The sequence below is a fragment of the Staphylococcus sp. SA22 genome (assembly GCF_054165785.1).
The window spans coordinates 37,753-60,577 of the sequence record NZ_JBSZQY010000008.1; the positions used below are offsets into that span (position 1 = coordinate 37,753).

Here is a 22,825-nt window from a genome sequence, read left to right on the forward strand (position 1 = left end):
ATATATTTTGTTAAATTTAAACAAAGTAAAAAGCGGTATGTGAACTCTTTATTGTTTCACATACCGCTTAATTCATTTTAAACTAAAATCTTTTCATCGTTCGATTTCTTTTCTTTATATACAACTAATTTCTGTTTCGGCGATTTTTTCAACTGACGTTTTTTCATCATTCCCCATAGCGGAACGGCAATGAAGATTGAAGAGAATACACCAGAAATCAATCCGATAAATAATGCTAAAGTAAAGTTGAATATCGTAGGAGCACCGAAGAATAGTATAGCAACTACTACTACAATAACTGTTAATACTGTATTAATTGAACGTGTCATTGTCTGTCTAATTGATCTATTAACGATATCATCAATTTGTTCTGTTGTCGTAATCACTTTAACCTTTTGTAAGTTTTCACGTACACGGTCAAACGTTACGATTGTATCATTAATTGAATAACCGACAATTGTTAATACAGCGGCGATAAATGTTAAATCTACTTCAATTCTAAATAAACTGAAAATCGCTACTATAATAAATACATCATGTAATAATGCCAATACAGATGAAAGACCCATGCGCCATTCAAATCGTAATGATACATAGATGATGATACCTATCGATGCATAGATTAATGCAAGCATTGCATTTTTTGCTAATTCCTGTCCAATAATTGGTGATACAGTGTTAATTTGAGGTGTGTCACCGAATTTCGATTTAATATTATCACTCAATTTATTATCTTGAGCACGCGTTAAATCGTCTTTAAATTGAACAGTTGCTACTTTATTATCTTTACCATTGATTTGAATTTGATCTGCTTTAAGTCCACTATCTTTTACAACTTGCTCAACCTTTTGTTGAGTAATTGCTTGTTTAGATTGGAAATCTACACGTGTACCACTTGAGAAATCAATTCCTAGGTTTAACTTGAAGATATAAAGAATAACTAAACCGACAACTACAATTAAAATACTTACTCCAATTAATGGCTTAGCTAATTTAACAAAATTCCATTTCTCGAATGAAGTTTTAAGGTCATGAACATCTACACCTTCATTAATATCATGTCGTTTATTCTTTTTAACACCAAATAACCAAAATTGATTTTTGAATATATTTGATGAAACAAGTAATGATAATAAGAATCTTGATAAGAACACGGCTGTAACAAAGATCATTAGAATACCTAATAATAACATTGTCGCGAAACCTTTAACTGAACTTTCACCGAAGAAGAATAATACTGCTGCGGCGATAACTGTTGTTAAGTTAGAATCAAAAATTGTTAAGAACGAACTTTTGTTTGCTTTAGAAAATGCTTGCTTTATCGTTCTACCTATTCGAAGTTCATCCTTTATACGCTCATACATGATAATATTGGCATCTACAGCCATACCTACACCTAATACCAACGCCGCTAATCCTGGTAATGTTAGAACCCCGGAAATGAAATTAAATGCTACTAACGTTAGATAGATATAAGTTGTCAATGCAATAATCGCTACTAAACCAGGTAATCGGTAGAATCCAAGCATGAATAAATAAATTAATGCTACACCAATAAACGATGCAAACACAGTTTTATCTAATGCATCTTGACCAAATTGGGCACCTACTGAGTTTGAATAAATTTCTTTCAAGTCAACTGGTAAAGAACCTGCATTTAACAATTCGGCGATTTGTTTTGCTTTTTTAACGCCTTCTTGTCCTTTAAATCCACCAGAGATTTCTACGCTATCAGAATTGATTGGTTGATCAACACTTGCTGCAGAAATAAATTTAGGGTTTTTCTTTTGTGCTTCTTTTTTATAGCTGTCACCTTTTTTGAAATCTAACCAAACAACCATGACATTATCACGTTTCTTAGAGATTTCTTCCGTTACTTTTTTAAATTTGTTTTTGTCTTTTACTTTAAAAGTAACTGTAGGCTGGTTTGTTTCCTGTTTGAATTCTTGTTTGGCAGATCCCTGTTTAATATCAGAACCGCTTAATTTTACTTTATCTTCTGCATCGCGAATTGTTAAATTAGCTTGAGAAGATAAAATTTTACGTGCTTCATTCTGGTCTGTTACACCAGCAAGTTGAACTCTAATTCTATTAGGTTCTTCAACTTGAATTTTAGGTTCGGAAACACCTAAAACGTTAACACGATTTTCTAATGTTTGCGCTGTTGATTGTAAGGCTTTTTTATCTATTTTGTCGCCTTTATTTAAAGGGTCGACTTGATAAAGCACCTCAAATCCACCTTGCAAATCAAGTCCTAAATTGACATTCTTTATAACACTTTTATAAGTTGCAGCCATTCCGGCAAACAACAATACGACTAAAAGCAAGAACGCAATTATTCTACTACTTTTCTTCACATGAACACCTCATTATTTACGTATGTATTTAGAATACTTGAATACTATTTTATAACGCAAGTTAAATCTTTCTTACAAAATTTATTAGCCTTATACATATTAACATACTAGAGCAGGGAGTAAAAATAGTCATAGATATATTTAATTTAAATTTAACAATTATTATGTATCACAATTTCTTTTTTTGGAATAAAAATAAGCTATTCTACATACTACTTATAACTTAAAAAGGATGAAACGCTATTCGTTTCATCCTTTTTAATACCACTTCTTGTTATGAAGGGTCAACTTGTTTAATAGCAGGTTTTTCGAAAGTTAATTCAGTACCATGACCATTAACTGTAATAACAACAGTTGTTTCATCTACTGCTTTAACAGTACCTTTAATACCACCAATAGTTGTAATTCTTTGACCAGATTGAATGTTATTAATCAACTCACGATGCTGTTTCGCACGTTTTTGTTGTGGTCTGATCATCAAGAAATACATAACCGCAAAAATTACGACTATATATATTAGTAATGAAAATTGCATTTTATACGCTCCTCTTGCTTAAAAGTTTTTTGGGTTCTCAACATTTAATCCATATTGCTCGAAGAATTCTTCTTTGAAATCTAAAAGACGATCTTCTCGAATGGCTTGTCTTATATCTTCCATTAATTTTAGCAGAAAATGTAAATTATGAATAGTAGTAAGACGAATACCAAAAGTTTCCTCTGCCTTGATTAAATGACGTATATACGCTCTTGAGTAGTTTTGACATGTATAACAGTCACAATTCTCATCTAACGGTCTTAAATCATCTGCAAATTTTGCATTTTTAATAACCAAACGACCTTGCGATGTCATACAAGTACCATTTCTGGCAATACGTGTCGGTAAGACACAATCAAACATATCCATGCCGCGAATACTACATTCGATTAACGCATCTGGAGATCCTACACCCATTAAATATCTTGGTTTATCTTTAGGCATAAACTGCTCTGTATGTTCAACCATTTTATACATAACCGGTTTAGGTTCACCAACTGACAAACCGCCGATTGCATAACCAGGAAAATCTAATTCTACTAAATCCTTTGCACTTTGTTCTCTTAAATCTTCATATTCGCCACCTTGTATAATGCCGAACAATGCTTGATCTTCAGGTCTTTGGTGTGCATCTAGACATCTTTTCGCCCAACGTGTTGTACGTTCAATAGATTTTTTTACATAATCATATTCAGCAGGCATCGGTGGACATTCATCAAATGCCATCATAATATCAGAACCTAAATCATTTTGAATTTGCATTGATTTCTCAGGACTCAAAAATAATTTAGACCCATTAGTATGATGTCTAAATTCCACGCCTTCTTCTGTAATTTTACGTAAATTACTTAAACTAAACACTTGGAAACCGCCTGAATCTGTTAGAATCGGACCATCCCAATTCATGAATTTATGTAATCCCCCAGCGTGTTTGATAATATCATTTCCGGGTTGTAACCACAAATGATATGTGTTGCCCAAAATGATTTTTGCTTCAATTTGTCTTAACTCTTCTGGACTCATTGTTTTAACGGTTGCTTTAGTACCAACTGGCATAAACATAGGTGTTTCAAATGAACCGTGTGGTGTGTGCACGATACCTAAACGCGCACCTGATTGTTTACAAGTCTTAATGTGTTCGTATGTTACTGCAGGCATATTCAAAATCCTCACATTCTTTTTATATAATTAACATTGCATCGCCAAAACTAAAGAATCTATATTCTAAATTTACTGCCGTTTTATAAGCATTCAGAACATTTTCACGAGTACTAAACGCTGATACTAGCATAACTAATGTTGATTTTGGTAAATGAAAATTAGTAATCTGGCCATCAATTGCTTTAAAATCAAATCCTGGATAAATAAATATATTAGTCCAGCCACTCGTTTCAACAAATTTATCATGATCGCGTCGAATTGTTTCAAGTGTACGTGTTGAAGTTGTACCAACTGATATAATGCGATATCCTTTGGACTTAGTATCATTTAATAAATCAGCTGTTTCTTGTGTCATTTGATAATATTCACTATGCATTTCGTGGTCATTCACATCGTCGACGCTCACCGGTCTAAACGTACCTAATCCAACATGTAATGTAACAAATGCGATATTAACACCTTTATTTTTAATTTCAGTTAATAACTCATCAGTAAAATGTAATCCTGCTGTTGGTGCTGCCGCTGAACCACTTTCTTTAGCGTAAACTGTTTGATAACGATCTGGATCATCTAAACGTTCTTTGATGTATGGTGGCAGTGGCATTTCCCCTAATTCATCTAATCTTTCTTGTAAAATACCTTCATAATGTAAACGCATGATGCGTCCACCTTGATCCATTTCTTTTATGCATTCAGCTATAATTTTGCCATTACCAAAATTCAATTTATTACCAACTTTAATACGCTTAGCTGGTTTCAGTAAGACTTCCCAATCATTACCTTCAATTTGAGTTAACATTAACATTTCAACTTTTGCACCAGTTTCTTCTTTTAAACCAAAAAGTCTAGCTGGCATTACTCGCGTATCGTTAAGCACTAATGTATCACCAGGTTTAAAATACTCAATGATATCTTTGAAATGTAAATGTTTCATTTCACCAGTTTCTCTATCCATGACTAATAAACGACTATGATCACGATCTTTTAAAGGCGTTTGAGCAATTAATGATTCTGGTAAGTCATAGTCAAATTCTTCAATATTCACGTTATTCTCTCTCCTCATTCGACTTTGCAAAATGTTCATAAGCTAATGGTGTTGCTTTTCTGCCACGTGGCGTACGTTCTAAAAAGCCTTTCTGAATAAGAAATGGCTCATAAACGTCCTCAATTGTAATACGTTCTTCGCCAATTGTTACGGCAATCGTATCTAAACCAACAGGTCCACCATTATACTGCTTAATAATACAGTTCATCATTTTATGATCAATGTAATCTAGTCCGTGTTGATCAACTTGAAGTAAACCTAATGCATGCTTTGTTGTTTCAATGTATATTTGTTCATCTTCATTCACTTGCTGGAAGTCTCTTACCCGTTTCAATAGTCGATTTGCTACTCTTGGAGTCCCTCTAGAACGTTTAGCAAGTTCAATAGCACTTTCTTCATCAATACCTGTGCCTAAAACCTCAGCTGTTCTAATAATGATTTCTTTTAAATCTGATTCATTATAATATTCTAATCTTAAGTGCACACCAAATCGATCCCTTAGTGGACCTGTTAAGCTACCAGCTCGCGTTGTTGCACCTACCAAAGTGAATGGAGGTAAGTCGATTCGGATACTTCTAGCCTCATCGCCTTTACCAATGATAATATCTAAAAAGAAATCTTCCATTGCAGGGTATAACACTTCTTCAACAACACTACTCAGTCTGTGTATTTCATCAATAAACAAAACATCTCCAGGTTGAAGCCCTGATAAAATTGCAGCCAAATCACCAGGTCTTTCTAATGAAGGCCCTGATACTGTACGTATATTAACTTCCATTTCATTGGCAATGATATTAGATAATGTTGTCTTACCTAATCCAGGGGGGCCAAAAAGCAATACATGATCTAATGGTTCATGACGAAGTTTAGCCGCTTTAATAAATACTTCTAAATTACTTTTTATTGAATTTTGACCAATATATTGTCGTAATCTCGTAGGTCTAAGCGACAATTCGAAATCAGTTTCTTCACTATGCATTGATTGATCAACCATACGCTCATTCATGACAACACTTCCCCTATTAATCTATTTAAAATTAAGATACAACTAATTGAAGACCTGCCTTAACAGCTTCATCAACTGAGTCATATTTATTTTTATTTAACGTTTTCTCAACTTTTGCAAGCTCTCGTTTAGAATAACCTAATGCTTCTAACGCTAACATTGCTTCTTGCACGAATTGATCTTGCACCGTCGATGTAGCGTCTACTTGTAATAATGAATCGCTATCTTCTTCAGTGATTTTCACTTTACCTTTTAAATCTAAGACAATCTGTCTTGCCGTTTTCTTACCAATTCCTGGGAATTTAGTTAAATACGTATCATTTTCATTTTCAATGGCACGTTTTACTTCATTAGGCGTACTTGTCGCTAAAATAGCTAAAGCTGATTTCGGACCAATACCAGTAACTTTAATTAAACTCAAGAACATATCTTTCTCTTCTTCACTACTAAATCCATACAATAATTGTGCATCTTCACGAACAATTAAAGATGTATGAATTAAAACTTCATGATCTAGATGCTTTTGAAAACGATAAGAATTTGGTGTTTGAATTTCATAACCAACACCAGCAGTTTCAACAACTACGTGTGTAGGATATAAATGTGTTAACTTACCTTTGACATACGCGTACATTATAGGCACATCCTTACATACTCATACTAATTAATTCTACTTTTGATACATAATCTAAATTTCTCAAAGCGCCAATAATATCTTCTACTGAAGTTTCTTTAGATTTAGCATTCAGTGATAATGTTATTGTTGCTTTTTCTTCCATTGGAATACTTTGATGAATCGTTAATACAGATAGTTCTAACTTTGATATAACATCTAGTACACGTGCCAACATACCCACAATATCAGTTACATATAAAATTAATGTAAATTCTCGATGGTCAAGCATTTTATCGTCTACTGGAAATATCGTTTCTCTATATTTATAAAAAGCACTTCTAGATAGATCAAACTGTTTAACGGCATCATAAATGGACAATGTTGGATCACTTTTTAAGGCATCTTTAATCTTCAATGTTTTAACCACGGATTCAGGCAAGACATCTTCTCTAATTAAATAAAACTTTTTATAATCTTTATTGTCCATCATGTTACGCTCCTATTCAACGAATTCAAATTCTCCGCCAAGAATTCTAACGATATCACCATTTTTACAACCACGTTCCCTAAGCGCATCATCAATACCCATCGAACGCATTTGACGAGCAAATCGACGTACTGCTGGATCACTGTTAAAGTCAGTCATTTTAAACATTCTTTCAATAGCATTACCACTTACCACATAAGCACCATCATCATCTCTTGAAATTGTAAATTTATCTTGTGACGGTGTATGTTTATATAATACTCGGTTAATGCCAACCGACTCCTCTTCTTCAACTGTGAAGTCAACATCTTTATATTCTTCTAATTTATCTGCTATTGCATATAATAATTGATCAATATTATCACGCGTTATTGTTGAAACTGGAATAACTGGCACATCTTCGCCAATTTCTTCTTTAAATAAGATTAAATTATCTTGTGATTCAGGTAAATCCATCTTGTTAGCTACTACGATTTGAGGTCTATCTTCTAAACGTTGCTCGTACGCGGCTAATTCTTGATTAATGACTTTATAATCTTCAATAGGTTCTCTACCTTCAGAACCACTCATATCAATCATGTGAACAATAACTTTTGTTCTCTCTACATGTCTTAAAAATTGATGTCCTAATCCAACGCCATCAGATGCACCTTCAATTAAACCTGGTAAATCTGCCATAACAAAACTTCGTTGATCAGGTGTTGAAACAACACCTAGATTTGGTTTAATCGTTGTAAAATGATATACCCCAATTTTAGGCTTAGCTTTTGAAACGATAGATAATAAAGTCGATTTACCCACACTAGGGAAGCCTACTAATCCTACATCAGCTAATAATTTCAATTCTAAAGATACATCTAATTCCTCACCTGGTTCACCTTTTTCACTGAAGTCAGGTGCAGGGTTTCTAGGTGTTGCAAAACGTGAATTACCTCGGCCACCTCGACCGCCCTTCGCTACTACAGCTCTTTGACCATCTTCAACAAGATCAGCTAACACTTCGTCTGTTTCAACATTTTTAATAATTGTACCAGGTGGAACTTTTAATACTAAATCTTCCGCATTTTTACCATGCATATTACTACTTTGGCCATTTTCACCTTTGCTTGCTTTAAAATGACGTTGATACCTAAAATCTAATAACGTTCTTAAACCTTCATCCACTTCAAATACGACTGAAGCACCTTTACCACCGTCACCGCCAGCTGGTCCACCAAATGGTACATATTTTTCTCTTCTGTATGCGGTAATACCATTACCACCATCACCGGCTTTAAGAGATATTTTGACTTGATCGACAAACATATATCTCACCTCTTTTACATATAATTTTCATTTTCCCAATAATTATAGCATATTAGAGCCCCTTATATATTGTAAATAATTAGGGGCTCTTATGCAGTTGCTTTTAAGTTTACTTTACTCAAATTGCTTATATTTCCGAGTACCAAATATGATACTTTTTTTACTTTTTATACTGCAACTGTATTCCTTTGTCCCCTTATATATTGTAAATAATTAGGGGCTCTTATGCAGTTGCTTTTAAGTTTACTTTACTCAAATTGCTGATATTTCCAAGTACCAAATATGATACTTTTTTGCTTTTTATACTGCAACTGTATTCCTTTATCCCCTTATATATTGTAAATAATTAGGGGCTCTTATGCAGTTGCTTTTAAGTTTACTTTACTCAAATTGCTGATATTTCCAAGTACCAAATATGATACTTTTTTGCTTTTTATACTGCAACTGTATTCCTTTATCCCCTTATATATTGTAAATAATTAGGGGCTCTTATGCAGTTGCTTTTAAGTTTACTTTACTCAAATTGCTGATATTTCTCAGAACCAATAGTGGTACAGTTTATTCTTTAAACGCTGCAACTGTAATCCTTTTAGCCCCTTATAGTTTAGCGATTAGGGGCTCTTATGCAGTTGCACATTTAGTATAACGTCTAAAATTCCCATTTTTTAATAACAAAATGAAAATAATAATGAAAAACGTTTTATAAAAAGTAAAAAACACCAGAAGATTCACTTCTGGTGTTAACTAGACAAAATTATTCAGCTACTGCATATACAGAAACTTGTTTTTTGTCGCGACCTTTACGTTCGAATTTAACAACGCCGTCGATTTTAGCGAATAATGTATCATCGCCACCACGACCTACATTTTCACCAGGGTAAATTTTAGTACCACGTTGGCGATATAAAATTGAACCACCTGTTACGAATTGACCGTCAGCACGTTTAGCACCTAAGCGTTTTGATTCAGAGTCACGTCCGTTTTTTGTAGAACTTACCCCTTTTTTAGATGCGAAGAATTGTAAGTTTAATTTTAACATCGGAATGCACCTCACTTATAATTTAATCTAATATTCTCATTATATTCTTCTTCAATAGTTTGTAAAGACACAAGCATTGTTTGAAGAATTAGTTGCGCTTCATCGTTATTTGTATCAACGCTTCTTATATGAAAATGACCACCATTGTCGTCATAATTGATATCTGGTCTCTCAGATGTCAATCCTATAATCGCATTAACACTACCAAACAATACAGCTGAAGCTCCAGCACAAACGATATCATGACCATGTTCACCATGGTCAGCATGGCCATCCATAATAACGTCTGTTACTTTGCCTTCATCATTAACTGTAATATCAACAGTAATCATAATAATTACGCGTTGATTTTATCGATTGTTAATTTAGTGTATGGTTGACGATGGCCTTTTTTACGTTTTGAATTTTTACGACGTTTGTATGTGAATACAGTGATTTTTTTACCGCGACCTTGTTTATTAACAGTAGCAGTAACTGTTGCACCTTCAACTGTTGGCGCTCCAACTTTAACTGAATCTCCACCTACAAATAATACTTTATCAAATGTAAAAGTATCTCCTTCGTTTACGTCTAATTTTTCAACGAAGATTTCTTGACCTTCTTCTACTTTGATTTGTTTTCCACCTGTTTCAATAATAGCAAACATACTTTGCACCTCCTGTATAATAAGTCACGCCATACATAGGTGACATTTCGTTATTGAGTCAAGCGTTTGCACTCTACGTTGTTTCGGTCGCAACTCGAGTCATTTATAAAGATAAACTCTTCTCGTTTCTTCCTTCAACGCCTTGATTGACAATCGCTTTCTTCATTAAAAATGTTCTTGAACCTATATTTGAGCGGTTGTATGTAGCTACTTATAACTACTCAACTATTGCATCTTACCATTGACGGCGTTTCATGTCAATGTCATTGTTTGTTTTTTTAAGGAACTTTATAATCAACGGATAAAGCATGATTAACAGTACAAAATTCATAATTAATGTTGGCAATAATCTAAAGACTACAAAATGAATAATATCAAATTGAATGAATCCTAACATACCGTATATTAATGCCACATAGACTTCTAATAATAAGGTGCTGGCTAATATAATAATGAATAACATCGAATGATCTTTGTAAAAAATTTTAAAGAATCGATCTATAAGTGCTAAAAACAATATATAGCCAAATAAGTACACTCCATAAATACTACCAAAGTATACATCAGTCATTACGCCTAAAAATATGCTGAGCAATAATGATACGCCAAAGCCGCGATACACTACCATCATTAAAATATACATAAATGTAAGGTGTGGTACAAACACAAGTTCAAACTTACCTATGTGCATTGGAATAAGAAGCCCAATTGCAGTATCTATATAAAATAGTAAAATACCTATCAAAAAATAATACAGTGTACGCATTATTTATCCCTGCTTTCATCATCAGGAATTGTTTTAGGATCTCTTTTTGCAACATAAACATGGCTCAAATCTGTTAAGTCTGCACCAGTCTTAACCCTAACTTCTTTAGCTAAGCCGTATTGATCATTTTGAACCTTAGTCACTTCTCCTATATATAAATTACTTGGTAGTTGATCAGCTAATCCACTTGTAACGACTTTATCACCTTTTGAGATATTATCTCTATTATTAATATCACTAATAACAAGTTCTGAGTTCTTTTCATCATAACGATCAATTAAGCCAAATATATTTTTAGAACCGTGTTGTATATTTACAGATAATTTACCCGCACGTGTATTAGTTGAGATTAAATCAACTTGTGAAGAAAATTTATTAACTTTAGTAACTCTTCCAACAAAACCTTGTGATGTCATCACAGCCATATTTGAAGTTATACCTGATTTAGATCCCTTATCAATTACAATTGTATTCATCCACTGATCCGGATTTCTTGCTAAAACCGTAGTAGAAATAGGATCAAATTTTGAAATATCTTTTAAATCAAGCTCTTTTTTTAATTTTTCATTTTCCGCTTCTAATTGTTGGTTCTTAGATTCTAACTGGCTAATCTTATTTTTAGATTCTTTAGAATCTCCTTTTTTAAAAAAGTCCCCAATCGTACCAGCAACAAAATTAACTGGATAACTCACAACTCGTTGTCCAAAAGACACAGAATCACCTATATATTGTTCAGGAGGTGATTGAGATTGTGAACGTATGGACAGCCCAATTAATGCAATAAAAACGATAATTGCACATAAAACAACAATTAATTTGTTATTTTTAAAAAACTTAAGCACCCAGAACACCTCTATTATGTCAAAATATTGTATATCCTTTTCTATTTTATATTACTCCCATTATGAAATAAAGCACTAACTACGAATTACTTTGAAAATGAACAACTCCGTAAAATATTTGTGGCATTTTAAAAACAAAAAACTACTAGCAAACATTCCAGTCACTAGTAGTTTAAATAATCGATTTAAATTTTAAAATTATCTGTTTGTATCGTTCGAGGATTCACTGTTCGAATTCTGAAGTTGTCTCCAACGTGCGAATAAGTTCTGGGCCTTTTGTTGTTCATTAGCTTGTTTCTGTTTTGATTGTTCTGCCATTTGAACTACACCAACCTTTTAAATTTATTCTAGTGGCAGGATAACTAAAATATATTTCTTATGCAATAATTTCCTATTGATAAGCATTTTCAGGTTTTAGTTGTAAATTTTGCCCTAATTCATTTAAGTCTTGTTGCATTTCAAATTCAGTATTGTAAACACGCATTGACTCATCTCCAAATTTATAAAGAATAAATTCGTCTCCTCTTTGACCTATAATATATTGATCATTATAAGCCATGCGATTCATTCCAGACACAGCCATAAACTCTTGTTTATCTATCATTTTAAATACATTTTTAATTTGGCTTAATGGTACATTCTTTATTAAATCATTTTCTTTTAATGAATATTTCTCACCACTTACATAAACATGTTGGGCATCATTAGTGGGTTGCGTAACTTGATTCGTTTGATCATTATCGTGATTTACAGGATTCCAATCTTGTTCTTTTAAAAAAGGTGCGTATTTCAAGGCGATATAAACAATTATCACAATTGCTATTACTGCTATAATGTTTTTAATCATACTAAATATCAATCTCATAGTTCGCCTCCAATGTCTTCATCTAATTATATATTTTATTATGTATATTTTCCTCAGTCTTCAGCCTTAATCATGATATATCTTAGGACTGATGCACGTTCATTTAAAATAGCTTATAATTTTGTTATGATTTAAAAGCGTATGAGGAGGTTTGTAGCATTGAGTATACTAACAATTATTTTAATAGCACTATTAGTCATCCTCCTTTTTAGAGTTGGACTTTCTATTTTGCGATTTTTAATTTATGTCGGACTTGTTTTATTATGTATTTACTTAGGATATCAAGGTTTAATATGGTTGCTCGATTTTTTTCAAATAAATAGTGGGTTTTTACCACACTTTCAATTTAACAATTAAATTTATTCTGCATAACAAAACTCCTAATGTACTAGTTTAGAATTTTTTAACTAGTTCCACATTAGGAGTTTTAATTTGTTTTCAAACACGGATACTACTTGATGAACAGATTACTATTACTTACGCCCAAATGCGTTAGATAAAAATCGTATCAGCGCGTAGCTACCACTTAGTAAAAGGCCCCAAACGATTCCAGTAAAAATTGAGCCTATTGCTACACTTAATAAAGGAAAAGCTTGTTTCGTAACGATCACACCTGCTAACGCCGTTACTAAAATACCTACCGTAGATAAAGCTAATGTTATTAATAGATTGCGCTTTGTTACAGGTTCATTTTTAATATTTAACTGCATGGTATAAACCATAGGCACGAGAACCCCGATAATAATAAATAGAGTCACTATTTTTCCTCCAATGAAAGTACTTCGTAGGTATTATACACAAGATACGTCATTAATTCTATCAACTTCAATCATTTTCATCAAAGTAACCCGCTTCTACAAGACTCGTAAATCTATTATCACCGATTATAATATGATCCAATAAATCTATCCCTAAAATCAAACCACACTCCTTCAACCTCATTGTTGTTATGATATCTTCTTGTGAGGGCGTTACATCACCGGATGGATGATTATGAACTGCGATGATTGCATTGGCATTTTCTCTCACCGCAATACTAAAAATTTCGCGTGGATGTACAATTGAACTATTTAATGTACCTTTAAAAACACAGCTTTCTTTAATCACTACATTTTTTGAATTTAACAATAAAATGACAAAATGTTCTTGTGTTAAATCTTTCATTGTTGGAATCATATAATCAGCAACATCACTTGGTTGCGTTATTTTTATACGATTATTTTCAGCTCTTCTCCCCATCCTTTCCCCTAACTCAAATGCTGCTTTTAATGTAATTGCTTTTTGTAATCCAATCCCTTTAACTTGTATCAAATCGTAAATTGAAGATTTTTTCAATTCATTCAGATTCGAAGCAGATTTAAGCAGTTCATTACTAATGTCTATACTCGAGAATCCTTTTCTTCCGGTGTTAATTAATATAGCTAATAATTCTGTATTCGAAAGACTTTTTGCACCATGGCTTAACAAACGTTCTCTTGGCATTTCTGAAGTTACCATTTCTTTAATTTTCAAAAATATACGCCTCCTAAAAATTGATGGATATCATTATAAAAAAGTGAATTGATAAAAAAGGAAATAAATATAAATGGAACAAGGGGTAATAGTTTTATCGGCTTAAATATCATGGTAATTAAAGCAACTAAACCAGCAATGACAAATGTAAATAAAATGACATAAATAGTGAATTGGAGAGGGAAAAACAAAGAAAGTGCAGATATTAGTAAAACGTCACCATAACCAATATATGCCCGAAATAAAAAGTAGAATATATGCGTGGTCATACTAATAATGATAAAAGCTACTGGATAAATAATACTTAACGAGAGAGAAACAATACAATAAATTATAATTAAGCGACAATCTAACATTAAAGACGTGATATCGGTCATAGTAAAAATAAGCAGAAAAACATATGTAGTTATAAATAGCGTAGCATTTACGTATGTGAAATCATACTTAATAAAGACGATAGGGATTAAAGCAAAGGTTTCCCCTAAGAAATGTGTTAGGGAAATACGCTTACGACAGTTTCGACATCGCCCTTTTAATAATAAAAAACTAATAATCGGCATTAATTCATACCATTTGAGTGATGAATTACAATAATCACATTTCGATCTTCTATGTAAATAATCAAATGACGTTTCTTCTATAGATATAAATTGATATAGAAAACTAAAGATACAACTGCAACTATAAGATAACAATACTACCAAATGACAACCTCCTTACGTAAAGTATAGTTAGTCATTACCAAAATGTAAATATACACCATTTTCCAAGAATTGCCCCTCTTTTTCATTTAAATTTTTCAATATTGCTAAGCATAATTGATGGATACTTTAATAACCCATTTCTGCTCGTCAAAATTAATAATGGCAAGAAATTGAACCTTATAAACACATACGATTTAGAGCATAAAAAATAACCATGAAGCTACCTATTAATTAAATAGATTCTTCACGGCTATTTTAGTTTTAGTTTTATAATGCTTCGAAGTCTAATTTTGATTTAACTTCACTTATGAAGTACAGACTACCGGTAATTACTAATGTATCACCTTGATAATTTTTTATAAATTCAACGTAGTCATCTACTAATTGTATTTCATCATTTTCAATACTACCTACAATTTCTTCTTTGCGTAACGCTTTCGGAAAATCAAATTCAGTTGCATAAAACGTATGCGCAATTAAACTTAAATGTTTGACCATCTCGTTAATCGGTTTTCCGTTTATTGCTGAGAACAAAATATCTACTTTTTCTTTATCATGGTACTGTTTAATTGTATCAATTAGAGCATCTATACTCTCTGAATTATGTGCGCCATCCAAAATGATTAAAGGTTTGTCATGCACCTGCTCAATACGTCCAGTCCAACGAACTGATTCAATACCGTCTATCATCTTATTGAAATCTAATTCAATTAATCCTTGTTCATTTAATTCAATAAGAGCTGTTATGGCTAATGCAGCATTTTGTTTCTGATGTTCACCTAACATACTTAAAATGATTGTTTCTAATTCATAATCTTTATAACGGTAAGTAAATTCATCATTTTGCGATACAACAACAATTTCTCTATCTAATTCAATTGGCTTTGCATGTTGTTCAATTGCGCGTTCACGAACATACTTTAATGCATCTTCATTTTTAACAGCATATATCACTGGAACGTTAGGCTTTATAATCGCGCCTTTATCCCTAGCAATATCTAGATAAGTACCACCTAAAATATCTGTATGGTCTAGACCGATACTAGTTAAGATTGATAAAATCGGTGTAAAGACATTTGTCGAATCGTTCTTTATACCCAATCCAGCCTCAACAATGACAAAATCAACAGGATGTATTTCACCAAAATATAAAAACATCATCGCTGTGATTATTTCGAATTCAGTTGCAACACCTAAATCTGTTTCACGTTCCATCATTTCACTAACTGGTTTAATACGTGATACTAATTCTACAATAGCGTCATTTGATATTGGCACACCATTTAGACTAATTCGTTCATTAAATGTTTCAATAAACGGCGACGTAAATGTACCTACTTCATAACCATTTTCAACTAAAGCTGTTCTAAGGTAAGCAACTGTAGAGCCTTTACCATTTGTGCCACCTACATGAATACCCTTAATGTTATTTTGAGGATTATTAAATTGTGCTAGCATCCATTCCATACGTTTAACACCTGGTTTGATGCCAAATTTAGTTCTTTCGTGTATCCAATACAAGCTCTCTAGGTAATTCATTGTTACTAACTCCTATGCTTTTAATTGTTCAATTCTTGCCTTCACACCATCATATTTTTCTTGATAATCTTGTTTTTTACGTTTTTCTTCATTTATAACCTTTTCAGGCGCTTTACTTACAAAGTTTTCATTAGAGAGCTTTTTATCTACTCTATCTAATTCGCTTTGAAGTTTAGCTAATTCTTTTTCCAAACGGCTGATTTCCTTATCCATATCAATTAGCCCTTCTAATGGTAATACCACTTTACCTGCAATTACAACTGATGTCATTGCTTTCTCAGGAATTTCCACGTCAGTGCTAATATTTAACGTACTAGGATTACAGAATTTGATTAAATAATCTTTGTTTTGTGATAAAGTTGTTTCGATTTCTTTATCTTTAGCTTGAATTAAAATAGGTATTTCTTTAGACAATGGCGTATTTACTTCTACACGTGATTGTCTTACAGATTTAATGATTTCAACAAGTTGTTGCATTGTTTGTTTACTTTCTTCAAAAATCAATGATTCACGCACTTCTGGCCATGAAGCTTTAACAATTGTGTCACCTTCATGTGGTAAACTTTGCCATATTTTCTCTGTTACAAATGGCATGAATGGATGTAGCATTCTCATAATATTGTCTAAAGTATAACTCAATACTGAACGTGTAATTTGTTTTTGTTCTTCATCATTACCATTCATTGGAATTTTACTCATTTCAATGTACCAATCACAGAAATCATCCCAAATGAAATTATATAATGCACGTCCAACTTCGCCAAATTCATATTTGTCACTTAGATCAGTAACTGTTGCAATCGTTTCATTTAAACGTGTTAGAATCCATTTATCTGCTAATGATAAGTTACCACTTAAATCGATATCTTCAACTTTAAAGTCTTCACCGATATTCATTAAACTGAAACGTGCCCCATTCCAGATTTTATTGATAAAGTTCCATACTGACTCAACTTTTTCAGTTGAGTATCTTAAATCATGTCCTGGAGATGAACCCGTTGCTAAGAAGTAACGCAAGCTATCAGCACCGTATTCGTCAATAACATCCATTGGATCCACACCATTACCTAATGATTTACTCATCTTACGCCCGTCTTCAGCACGAACTAAGCCGTGTAATAACACATCATTAAATGGACGACGATCTGTAAATTCTAAGCCTTGGAATATCATGCGTGCTACCCAGAAAAAGATAATATCGTAACCTGTAACTAAGGCATTTGTTGGGTAGTATCGTTTAAAGTCTTCACTTTCTAAATCAGGCCAACCTAACGTAGAGAAAGGCCATAAAGCACTTGAGAACCACGTATCTAATACATCTTCATCTTGTTGCCAATTTTCAATATCAGTTGGCGCTTCTTCTCCAACATATATTTCGCCTGTTTCTTTATGATACCAAGCTGGAATTTGATGACCCCACCATAATTGTCTTGAAATCGTCCAATCTCTAATATTTTCCATCCATTGGTTAAATGTATGTTCGAAACGTTGTGGATAAAAATCAATACGATCATCTGTTTTTTGGTTATCTAATGAACGTTTCGCTAAGTCTTCCATGCGCACAAACCATTGCGTTGATAAATATGGTTCAACAACAGCGCCAGATCGTTCTGAATGACCTACAGAATGAACATGATCTTCAATCTTGATAACTAAATCTTGTTCTTTTAAATCTTCAACTAGCTGTTTACGACAATCAAAACGGTCCATACCTTCGTATTTACCAGCTTTGTCGTTCATTTTACCATTTTCATCCATAACGATAATATTTTCTAATTGATGTCTTTGACCAATTTCAAAATCATTAGGGTCATGTGCTGGTGTCACTTTCATAGCACCAGAACCGAAGTCTATATCAACATACTCATCTGCTAAAATAGGCAGTTCGCGTCCTACGATTGGTAATATAACAGTTTTACCGATTACATCTTTGTATCGTTCGTCATTAGGGTTAACAACAATCGCTGTATCACCTAACATCGTTTCTGGTCTTGTTGTTGCAATTTCAATAAAACCTTCACCATCAGCGTAAGGATATTTAAAATGATAAAACGCACCTTGAACATCTTCATGTATTACTTCAATATCAGATAAAGCTGTACGTGCTTTAGGATCCCAATTTATAATACGTTCGCCACGATAAATAATTCCTTTATTGTACAGATCAACAAAAACTTTTTTAACTGCTTTACTTAAACCTTCATCTAAAGTAAAACGTTCTCTACTATAATCTAAACCTAGACCTAATTTAGCCCATTGCGCACGAATAAATGACGCATACTCTTCTTTCCAATCCCATGCCTGTTCTAAAAACTTTTCACGACCAAGATCATATCTAGTTATTCCTTGTTCTTTTAATTTAGCTTCTACCTTTGCCTGTGTTGCAATACCAGCATGATCCATACCTGGTAAGTATAACGTATCGTATCCTTGCATACGTTTCATACGTGTAATGATATCTTGTAAAGTTGTATCCCATGCATGTCCTAAATGTAATTTACCAGTTACATTTGGTGGCGGGATAACAATTGTATATGTTTCTTTTGATTTATCTTCTGACGGTTTAAAATAACCATTCTTTACCCATTCTTCATAACGTCCCGCTTCAACTTCACGAGGATCATATTTTGGTTTCATTTCCATTTGCTATACCTCCTAAAAAAAATAAAAAATATCCATCCTATATACAAATAGGACGGATATTCCGTGGTACCACCTATATTCAAGAAGGATGATTAATATCAAATTCACTCTTTTAACATAATTGGAATAATCATACCAATACTATCATCGTGAAATTTGAAATGCTTCATCTCTTCAAGCACTCTAGATTATGATTAACGCTCAAACACGTCTTAGCCTACTATATAATCACGTTCAGCTAAGATACTCTGTGGGCTACCTTCAGTAAAAATCATTTACATACTCACACCAAATCATATGCTCTCTTTAAAATAATTTGAACTTACTCTTCCCAAATCCTATATTAAACTCTTAACTTATAGTATAATGATTGACAAAATAAGTCAATGTATAGGTGGGAATAAAATGAATGAATGCGCATTTGGAACTAAAGATCCAGTCTATTTAGACTATCATGATCATGTATGGGGACAACCGCTCTATGATAGCAAGGCATTGTTTAAACTTTTAGCATTAGAATCACAACATGCTGGGCTATCTTGGTTAACTATTTTAAAAAAGAAAGAAGCCTATGAAGAAGCATTTTATGATTTCGAACCAGAAAAGGTAGCACAAATGACCGCTCATGATATCGACCGCTTAATGACTTTTCCAAATATCGTTCATCATCGTAAAAAATTAGAAGCAATTGTTAATCAAGCTCAAGGGTATTTAAAAATTGAACAAGCTTATGGTAGTTTTAGTAAATTTTTATGGTCTTATGTAAATGGTAAGCCTAAAGATTTACAGTATGAACATGCTTCTGATCGTATCACAGTTGATGATACTGCAACACAACTATCTAAAGATTTAAAACAATACGGGTTTAAATTTTTAGGTCCAGTAACAGTATTTTCGTTTTTAGAAGCAGCCGGTTTATATGATGCACATTTAAAAGATTGTCCATCAAAACCTAAACACAATTAATTTGCTATAGCATCATAAAGCAAACGAGACATCATCTATTTTTAACTAATAGACTGTCTCGTTTTTTAATGTAGAAATTGATTCAAATCACAAGTTAAAGTTCCATGTTAATGCACTGCTAATATTAGATATCTTAATCTAAAAATAGATGTACAACCTTTGCTTAAACCTTAATAATGAATTCTATCCTAAGCATAATTTAACTTAAATGGATGATAGTTTCTAATCTTCACGCTTATTCGAACGATATTTTAAAAAGTAATTAATTCCTGGTGCAATAATAAATAGGATGAAAAAGATTCGGAAAATATGATAACTCGTAATCATAGCAACATCGGCACCAGTAGCTAATGCAACTAAAACTATCTGATTAACCCCTCCTGGTGCTGCACCAAGAAACAATTCATTTATAGGATTATTATCAAAGAAATGTATGACATAAACCATGATTAGCGCACCAATTATCAACATAATATTTTGAATTGTAATTGCGATTGCTAGTCTACCTTTTAAATCTGACAATAAATGCGCAATTTGAACTCCAATTCTAATCATATATATTAGTTGTGCCATGTTCAACAACCAATGATCTAGTGTAAATGTTAAACCTGTAGAAAAATTCCAAACAATTAATACAATGAGTGGTGCTAATAATTGAAATGTTGGAAACTTTATTTTAGACATAATTAGATAAACTATAAAGATAGCTATCGCTAAAATAACTATTTGCCCTATGTTTAATACTTGTGATAAAGGCAAGACTTTTGTTAACTTACCATTCGCATGCATGTTACCATCATGAAAAAAATATGAAATGAACGGTACTAAAACAACAACAAATATAATTCGTGATGTTTGCGTTAAGCTAACTACTAACAAATTAGCACGTTTGTCTTGTTCAGCCATGACCAGCATTTGTGTTAGTGCTCCTGGTATAACACTTAAAATAGCTGTTTCTGTATTAATACGTGCAATTTTTTTGAAAATAAATGCCATTACTAATGCAATTAATAATATCGAAATAGATACAACAATAATCGAAAGCCAATTGTCTTTAATATCCATAACGACATTTTTCGTAAACGTTGATCCGATTTGCACCCCTAATAGTACAATCCCTAATTCACTAAGTAAGAATGGCCATTTAATATCAAGTTTGAAAACTTTCACACAAATGATTGATGCGATAATAGGACCAAACATAAATGGGAGTAATACGTGCGATGAATACAATATAATACTAATAAAAAATGATAAAACGAACACAATGAAATTATTTCTATATATCATTGTCATGTTTTCCACTTCTTTCAATAAAAAATAAAATGACTAAATTGCTGCTTGAGCTTCACGTTTGTTAAGATAACAATATCCGCTAGCAGTTTTGACTACAAAGCATATATGGACTTTCACTATCAAGTCGCCGCCCATGCCTGATATACATTTAAAAAGAGCCTGAACAAAGTTCAGGCTCTCAATTTGTCCGTATATTTATTTTACAATACGACTTAAAGCCGTATCAAATGCTTGAATCGTTTTTTCAATATCTTCTTTCGTGTGTGCCGTAGATAAGAATGTACCTTCAAATTGAGATGGTGGTAAAAATACACCTTCTTTTGCCATTTCACGATACATTTCTGCAAATAATTTCAAATCACTTTTATTCGCTTGTTCAAAATTAGTTACAGGTCCTTCATTTAAGAAATAACCAATCATTGAACCTGCTCTATTTACAGTTATTGGTACATTGTGTTTAGCAAATACACGCTTTAAACCGTCTTCAAGTATATCGCCTAACATATTAAAATACTCATATGTCTCTGGCGTTAATTGACTTAACGTTTCATAACCACTTGTCATTGCAAGAGGATTCCCTGATAACGTACCCGCTTGATAGATATTTCCTAATGGTGCTATATGATCCATGATTTCTTTTTTACCACCAAAAGCACCTACTGGTAGTCCTCCACCGATAACTTTTCCTAAGCAAGTTAAATCTGGTGTCACACCAAAGTGACCTTGTGCACAATGATAACCGACTCTGAAACCAGTCATTACTTCATCGAAAATTAGCAATGCGCCGTATTCTGTCGTAATATCTCTTAATCCCTGTAAAAAACCTTCAATCGGCGGTACGACACCCATATTACCAGCAACAGGTTCTACGATTACACCAGCAATATCATCTCCAAATTTTTCGAAAGCGATTTTAAGTGCATCTAAATCATTGTATGGAACTGTAATTGTATTTTTAGCAATACCTTCAGGCACACCAGGAGAATCCGGCAATCCTAATGTTGCCACCCCAGACCCAGCTTTGATTAATAACGAATCACTATGACCATGATAGCAACCTTCAAATTTCACAATTTTATTTCTGCCAGTATAACCACGTGCTAATCTTAAAGTATCCAATGTAGCTTCTGTACCAGATGACACCATACGCACTTTTTCTATTGAAGGTACTCGGTCAATTACGAGCTGCGCCAATTTATTTTCAAGTAATGTTGATGCACCAAAACTTGTACCTTTATCAATTGCTTCATGTAAATGACTAATAACTTGAGGGTCTCTATGTCCTAAAATAAGCGGCCCCCAACTTAGTACATAGTCGATATACTCGTTACCATCGATATCATAAATTTTTGAGCCTTTACCGTGGTCCATAAAAATTGCTGGTGTATCTACTGATTTAAATGCGCGTACTGGACTATTTACACCACCTGGCATTAAAGTTTCAGCAACCTTCATTGCTTCTTCTGACTTCGTATATCTCATAAAGTAAATTCCT

General features: G+C 32.9%; 25 protein-coding genes and 2 other annotated features. Of the genes, 2 read left to right on the plus strand and 23 right to left on the minus strand.

What is annotated here, in order from left to right; genetic code table 11:
- Positions 1-77 precede the first annotated feature (77 nt).
- The 15 genes from secDF to ACXQH5_RS08515 all read right to left on the minus strand — a co-directional run bounded on the left by secDF (position 78) and on the right by ACXQH5_RS08515 (position 12,670).
- Positions 78-2,357: a protein translocase subunit SecDF gene (gene secDF, locus ACXQH5_RS08445; RefSeq protein WP_000749798.1), complete on the minus strand. Its 2,280-nt coding sequence runs from the start codon at positions 2,355-2,357 to the stop codon at positions 78-80.
- A 274-nt stretch (positions 2,358-2,631) separates the two neighbouring features.
- Positions 2,632-2,892 (minus strand): preprotein translocase subunit YajC, encoded by a 261-nt coding sequence (gene yajC / locus ACXQH5_RS08450; protein ID WP_001160682.1) that lies wholly within the window; start codon positions 2,890-2,892, stop codon positions 2,632-2,634.
- 18 nt (positions 2,893-2,910) lie between these two features.
- Positions 2,911-4,050: a tRNA guanosine(34) transglycosylase Tgt gene (gene tgt, locus ACXQH5_RS08455; protein ID WP_001112045.1), complete on the minus strand. Its 1,140-nt coding sequence runs from the start codon at positions 4,048-4,050 to the stop codon at positions 2,911-2,913.
- Positions 4,051-4,072: 22 nt separating this feature from the next.
- A complete protein-coding gene (queA, locus tag ACXQH5_RS08460; protein WP_001019166.1) occupies positions 4,073-5,098 on the minus strand; it encodes a tRNA preQ1(34) S-adenosylmethionine ribosyltransferase-isomerase QueA in 1,026 nt (341 codons plus the stop codon).
- A gap of 1 nt (position 5,099) precedes the next feature.
- Positions 5,100-6,104, minus strand: coding sequence for a Holliday junction branch migration DNA helicase RuvB (gene ruvB, locus ACXQH5_RS08465; protein WP_001005767.1), 1,005 nt, complete (start codon positions 6,102-6,104; stop codon positions 5,100-5,102).
- Positions 6,105-6,135: 31 nt separating this feature from the next.
- Positions 6,136-6,738 carry a Holliday junction branch migration protein RuvA gene (gene ruvA / locus ACXQH5_RS08470; protein ID WP_000271547.1) on the minus strand — a complete coding sequence of 201 codons (603 nt, stop codon included), beginning with the start codon at positions 6,736-6,738 and terminating at the stop codon, positions 6,136-6,138.
- Positions 6,739-6,751: 13 nt separating this feature from the next.
- Complete coding sequence (locus ACXQH5_RS08475; RefSeq protein ID WP_000368900.1) at positions 6,752-7,207, minus strand: ACT domain-containing protein; 456 nt, start codon at positions 7,205-7,207, stop codon at positions 6,752-6,754.
- 12 nt (positions 7,208-7,219) lie between these two features.
- Positions 7,220-8,512 carry a GTPase ObgE gene (gene obgE, locus ACXQH5_RS08480; protein ID WP_000496105.1) on the minus strand — a complete coding sequence of 431 codons (1,293 nt, stop codon included), beginning with the start codon at positions 8,510-8,512 and terminating at the stop codon, positions 7,220-7,222.
- A 754-nt stretch (positions 8,513-9,266) separates the two neighbouring features.
- Positions 9,267-9,551, minus strand: coding sequence for a 50S ribosomal protein L27 (rpmA, locus tag ACXQH5_RS08485; RefSeq protein WP_000916187.1), 285 nt, complete (start codon positions 9,549-9,551; stop codon positions 9,267-9,269).
- Positions 9,552-9,562: 11 nt separating this feature from the next.
- Entirely contained in the window at positions 9,563-9,883 is a 321-nt protein-coding gene (locus ACXQH5_RS08490) for a ribosomal-processing cysteine protease Prp (protein WP_000633690.1), read from the minus strand.
- A gap of 5 nt (positions 9,884-9,888) precedes the next feature.
- Positions 9,889-10,197: a 50S ribosomal protein L21 gene (gene rplU, locus ACXQH5_RS08495; RefSeq protein WP_000457386.1), complete on the minus strand. Its 309-nt coding sequence runs from the start codon at positions 10,195-10,197 to the stop codon at positions 9,889-9,891.
- A 12-nt stretch (positions 10,198-10,209) separates the two neighbouring features.
- Positions 10,210-10,406 (minus strand) — a sequence feature (ribosomal protein L21 leader region).
- A gap of 26 nt (positions 10,407-10,432) precedes the next feature.
- Entirely contained in the window at positions 10,433-10,963 is a 531-nt protein-coding gene (mreD, locus tag ACXQH5_RS08500) for a rod shape-determining protein MreD (RefSeq protein ID WP_001259925.1), read from the minus strand.
- Positions 10,963-11,805, minus strand: coding sequence for a rod shape-determining protein MreC (mreC, locus tag ACXQH5_RS08505; protein ID WP_000911041.1), 843 nt, complete (start codon positions 11,803-11,805; stop codon positions 10,963-10,965). The genes mreD and mreC overlap by 1 nt, the downstream gene beginning before the upstream one ends.
- A 198-nt stretch (positions 11,806-12,003) precedes the next feature.
- Positions 12,004-12,123 (minus strand): hypothetical protein, encoded by a 120-nt coding sequence (locus ACXQH5_RS08510; RefSeq protein ID WP_000840603.1) that lies wholly within the window; start codon positions 12,121-12,123, stop codon positions 12,004-12,006.
- 73 nt (positions 12,124-12,196) lie between these two features.
- Positions 12,197-12,670 carry a DUF4930 family protein gene (locus tag ACXQH5_RS08515; protein WP_001236737.1) on the minus strand — a complete coding sequence of 158 codons (474 nt, stop codon included), beginning with the start codon at positions 12,668-12,670 and terminating at the stop codon, positions 12,197-12,199.
- 159 nt (positions 12,671-12,829) lie between these two features.
- On the opposite strand from ACXQH5_RS08515, the gene ACXQH5_RS08520 reads away from it, so the two are divergent.
- Positions 12,830-13,027 (plus strand): hypothetical protein, encoded by a 198-nt coding sequence (locus ACXQH5_RS08520; protein WP_000025835.1) that lies wholly within the window; start codon positions 12,830-12,832, stop codon positions 13,025-13,027.
- 116 nt (positions 13,028-13,143) lie between these two features.
- On the opposite strand, the gene ACXQH5_RS08525 is transcribed toward ACXQH5_RS08520, so the two are convergent.
- From ACXQH5_RS08525 to ACXQH5_RS08545, 5 genes are all read right to left on the minus strand, one after another.
- Positions 13,144-13,428 (minus strand): hypothetical protein, encoded by a 285-nt coding sequence (locus ACXQH5_RS08525; RefSeq protein ID WP_000171863.1) that lies wholly within the window; start codon positions 13,426-13,428, stop codon positions 13,144-13,146.
- A gap of 67 nt (positions 13,429-13,495) precedes the next feature.
- Positions 13,496-14,182 carry a RadC family protein gene (gene radC / locus ACXQH5_RS08530; protein WP_170833331.1) on the minus strand — a complete coding sequence of 229 codons (687 nt, stop codon included), beginning with the start codon at positions 14,180-14,182 and terminating at the stop codon, positions 13,496-13,498.
- On the minus strand, positions 14,179-14,886 hold the full coding sequence (locus ACXQH5_RS08535) for a prepilin peptidase (RefSeq protein ID WP_000261111.1): 708 nt from the start codon (positions 14,884-14,886) through the stop codon (positions 14,179-14,181). Before ACXQH5_RS08535 ends, radC begins: the two co-directional genes overlap by 4 nt.
- Before the next feature lie 267 nt (positions 14,887-15,153).
- Positions 15,154-16,425: a bifunctional folylpolyglutamate synthase/dihydrofolate synthase gene (locus tag ACXQH5_RS08540; RefSeq protein WP_001108341.1), complete on the minus strand. Its 1,272-nt coding sequence runs from the start codon at positions 16,423-16,425 to the stop codon at positions 15,154-15,156.
- 12 nt (positions 16,426-16,437) lie between these two features.
- Complete coding sequence (locus ACXQH5_RS08545; RefSeq protein WP_000425338.1) at positions 16,438-19,068, minus strand: valine--tRNA ligase; 2,631 nt, start codon at positions 19,066-19,068, stop codon at positions 16,438-16,440.
- Between the two features lie 45 nt (positions 19,069-19,113).
- Positions 19,114-19,416, minus strand: a binding site (T-box leader).
- Between the two features lie 57 nt (positions 19,417-19,473).
- Between ACXQH5_RS08545 and ACXQH5_RS08550 the strand changes: the two genes are divergently transcribed.
- Positions 19,474-20,034 carry a DNA-3-methyladenine glycosylase I gene (locus ACXQH5_RS08550; protein ID WP_001001222.1) on the plus strand — a complete coding sequence of 187 codons (561 nt, stop codon included), beginning with the start codon at positions 19,474-19,476 and terminating at the stop codon, positions 20,032-20,034.
- A gap of 222 nt (positions 20,035-20,256) precedes the next feature.
- On the opposite strand, the gene ACXQH5_RS08555 is transcribed toward ACXQH5_RS08550, so the two are convergent.
- Genes ACXQH5_RS08555 through hemL form a run of 3 tightly spaced genes read right to left on the minus strand, consistent with a single transcriptional unit; the run spans position 20,257 to position 22,812 of the window.
- Positions 20,257-21,330 carry an AbrB family transcriptional regulator gene (locus tag ACXQH5_RS08555; protein ID WP_000177994.1) on the minus strand — a complete coding sequence of 358 codons (1,074 nt, stop codon included), beginning with the start codon at positions 21,328-21,330 and terminating at the stop codon, positions 20,257-20,259.
- Between the two features lie 33 nt (positions 21,331-21,363).
- Positions 21,364-21,465 (minus strand): hypothetical protein, encoded by a 102-nt coding sequence (locus tag ACXQH5_RS08560; protein WP_001788970.1) that lies wholly within the window; start codon positions 21,463-21,465, stop codon positions 21,364-21,366.
- A gap of 60 nt (positions 21,466-21,525) precedes the next feature.
- Positions 21,526-22,812: a glutamate-1-semialdehyde 2,1-aminomutase gene (gene hemL, locus ACXQH5_RS08565; protein ID WP_001270861.1), complete on the minus strand. Its 1,287-nt coding sequence runs from the start codon at positions 22,810-22,812 to the stop codon at positions 21,526-21,528.
- Between the last annotated feature and the right edge of the window lie 13 nt (positions 22,813-22,825).

Bases quoted from the DNA above. Each gene is read 5' to 3' on its own strand.
- yajC (WP_001160682.1), bottom strand. From the start codon at position 2,892: ATGCAATTTTCATTACTAATATATATAGTCGTAATTTTTGCGGTTATG.
- tgt (WP_001112045.1), bottom strand. From the start codon at position 4,050: ATGCCTGCAGTAACATACGAACACATTAAGACTTGTAAACAATCAGGT.
- ruvB (WP_001005767.1), bottom strand. From the start codon at position 6,104: ATGAATGAGCGTATGGTTGATCAATCAATGCATAGTGAAGAAACTGAT.
- ruvA (WP_000271547.1), bottom strand. From the start codon at position 6,738: ATGTACGCGTATGTCAAAGGTAAGTTAACACATTTATATCCTACACAC.
- ACXQH5_RS08475 (WP_000368900.1), bottom strand. From the start codon at position 7,207: ATGGACAATAAAGATTATAAAAAGTTTTATTTAATTAGAGAAGATGTC.
- obgE (WP_000496105.1), bottom strand. From the start codon at position 8,512: ATGTTTGTCGATCAAGTCAAAATATCTCTTAAAGCCGGTGATGGTGGT.
- rpmA (WP_000916187.1), bottom strand. From the start codon at position 9,551: ATGTTAAAATTAAACTTACAATTCTTCGCATCTAAAAAAGGGGTAAGT.
- ACXQH5_RS08490 (WP_000633690.1), bottom strand. From the start codon at position 9,883: ATGATTACTGTTGATATTACAGTTAATGATGAAGGCAAAGTAACAGAC.
- rplU (WP_000457386.1), bottom strand. From the start codon at position 10,197: ATGTTTGCTATTATTGAAACAGGTGGAAAACAAATCAAAGTAGAAGAA.
- mreD (WP_001259925.1), bottom strand. From the start codon at position 10,963: ATGCGTACACTGTATTATTTTTTGATAGGTATTTTACTATTTTATATA.
- ACXQH5_RS08510 (WP_000840603.1), bottom strand. From the start codon at position 12,123: ATGGCAGAACAATCAAAACAGAAACAAGCTAATGAACAACAAAAGGCC.
- ACXQH5_RS08515 (WP_001236737.1), bottom strand. From the start codon at position 12,670: ATGAGATTGATATTTAGTATGATTAAAAACATTATAGCAGTAATAGCA.
- ACXQH5_RS08540 (WP_001108341.1), bottom strand. From the start codon at position 16,425: ATGAATTACCTAGAGAGCTTGTATTGGATACACGAAAGAACTAAATTT.
- ACXQH5_RS08545 (WP_000425338.1), bottom strand. From the start codon at position 19,068: ATGGAAATGAAACCAAAATATGATCCTCGTGAAGTTGAAGCGGGACGT.
- ACXQH5_RS08550 (WP_001001222.1), top strand. From the start codon at position 19,474: ATGAATGAATGCGCATTTGGAACTAAAGATCCAGTCTATTTAGACTAT.
- ACXQH5_RS08555 (WP_000177994.1), bottom strand. From the start codon at position 21,330: ATGACAATGATATATAGAAATAATTTCATTGTGTTCGTTTTATCATTT.
- ACXQH5_RS08560 (WP_001788970.1), bottom strand. From the start codon at position 21,465: ATGGGCGGCGACTTGATAGTGAAAGTCCATATATGCTTTGTAGTCAAA.
- hemL (WP_001270861.1), bottom strand. From the start codon at position 22,812: ATGAGATATACGAAGTCAGAAGAAGCAATGAAGGTTGCTGAAACTTTA.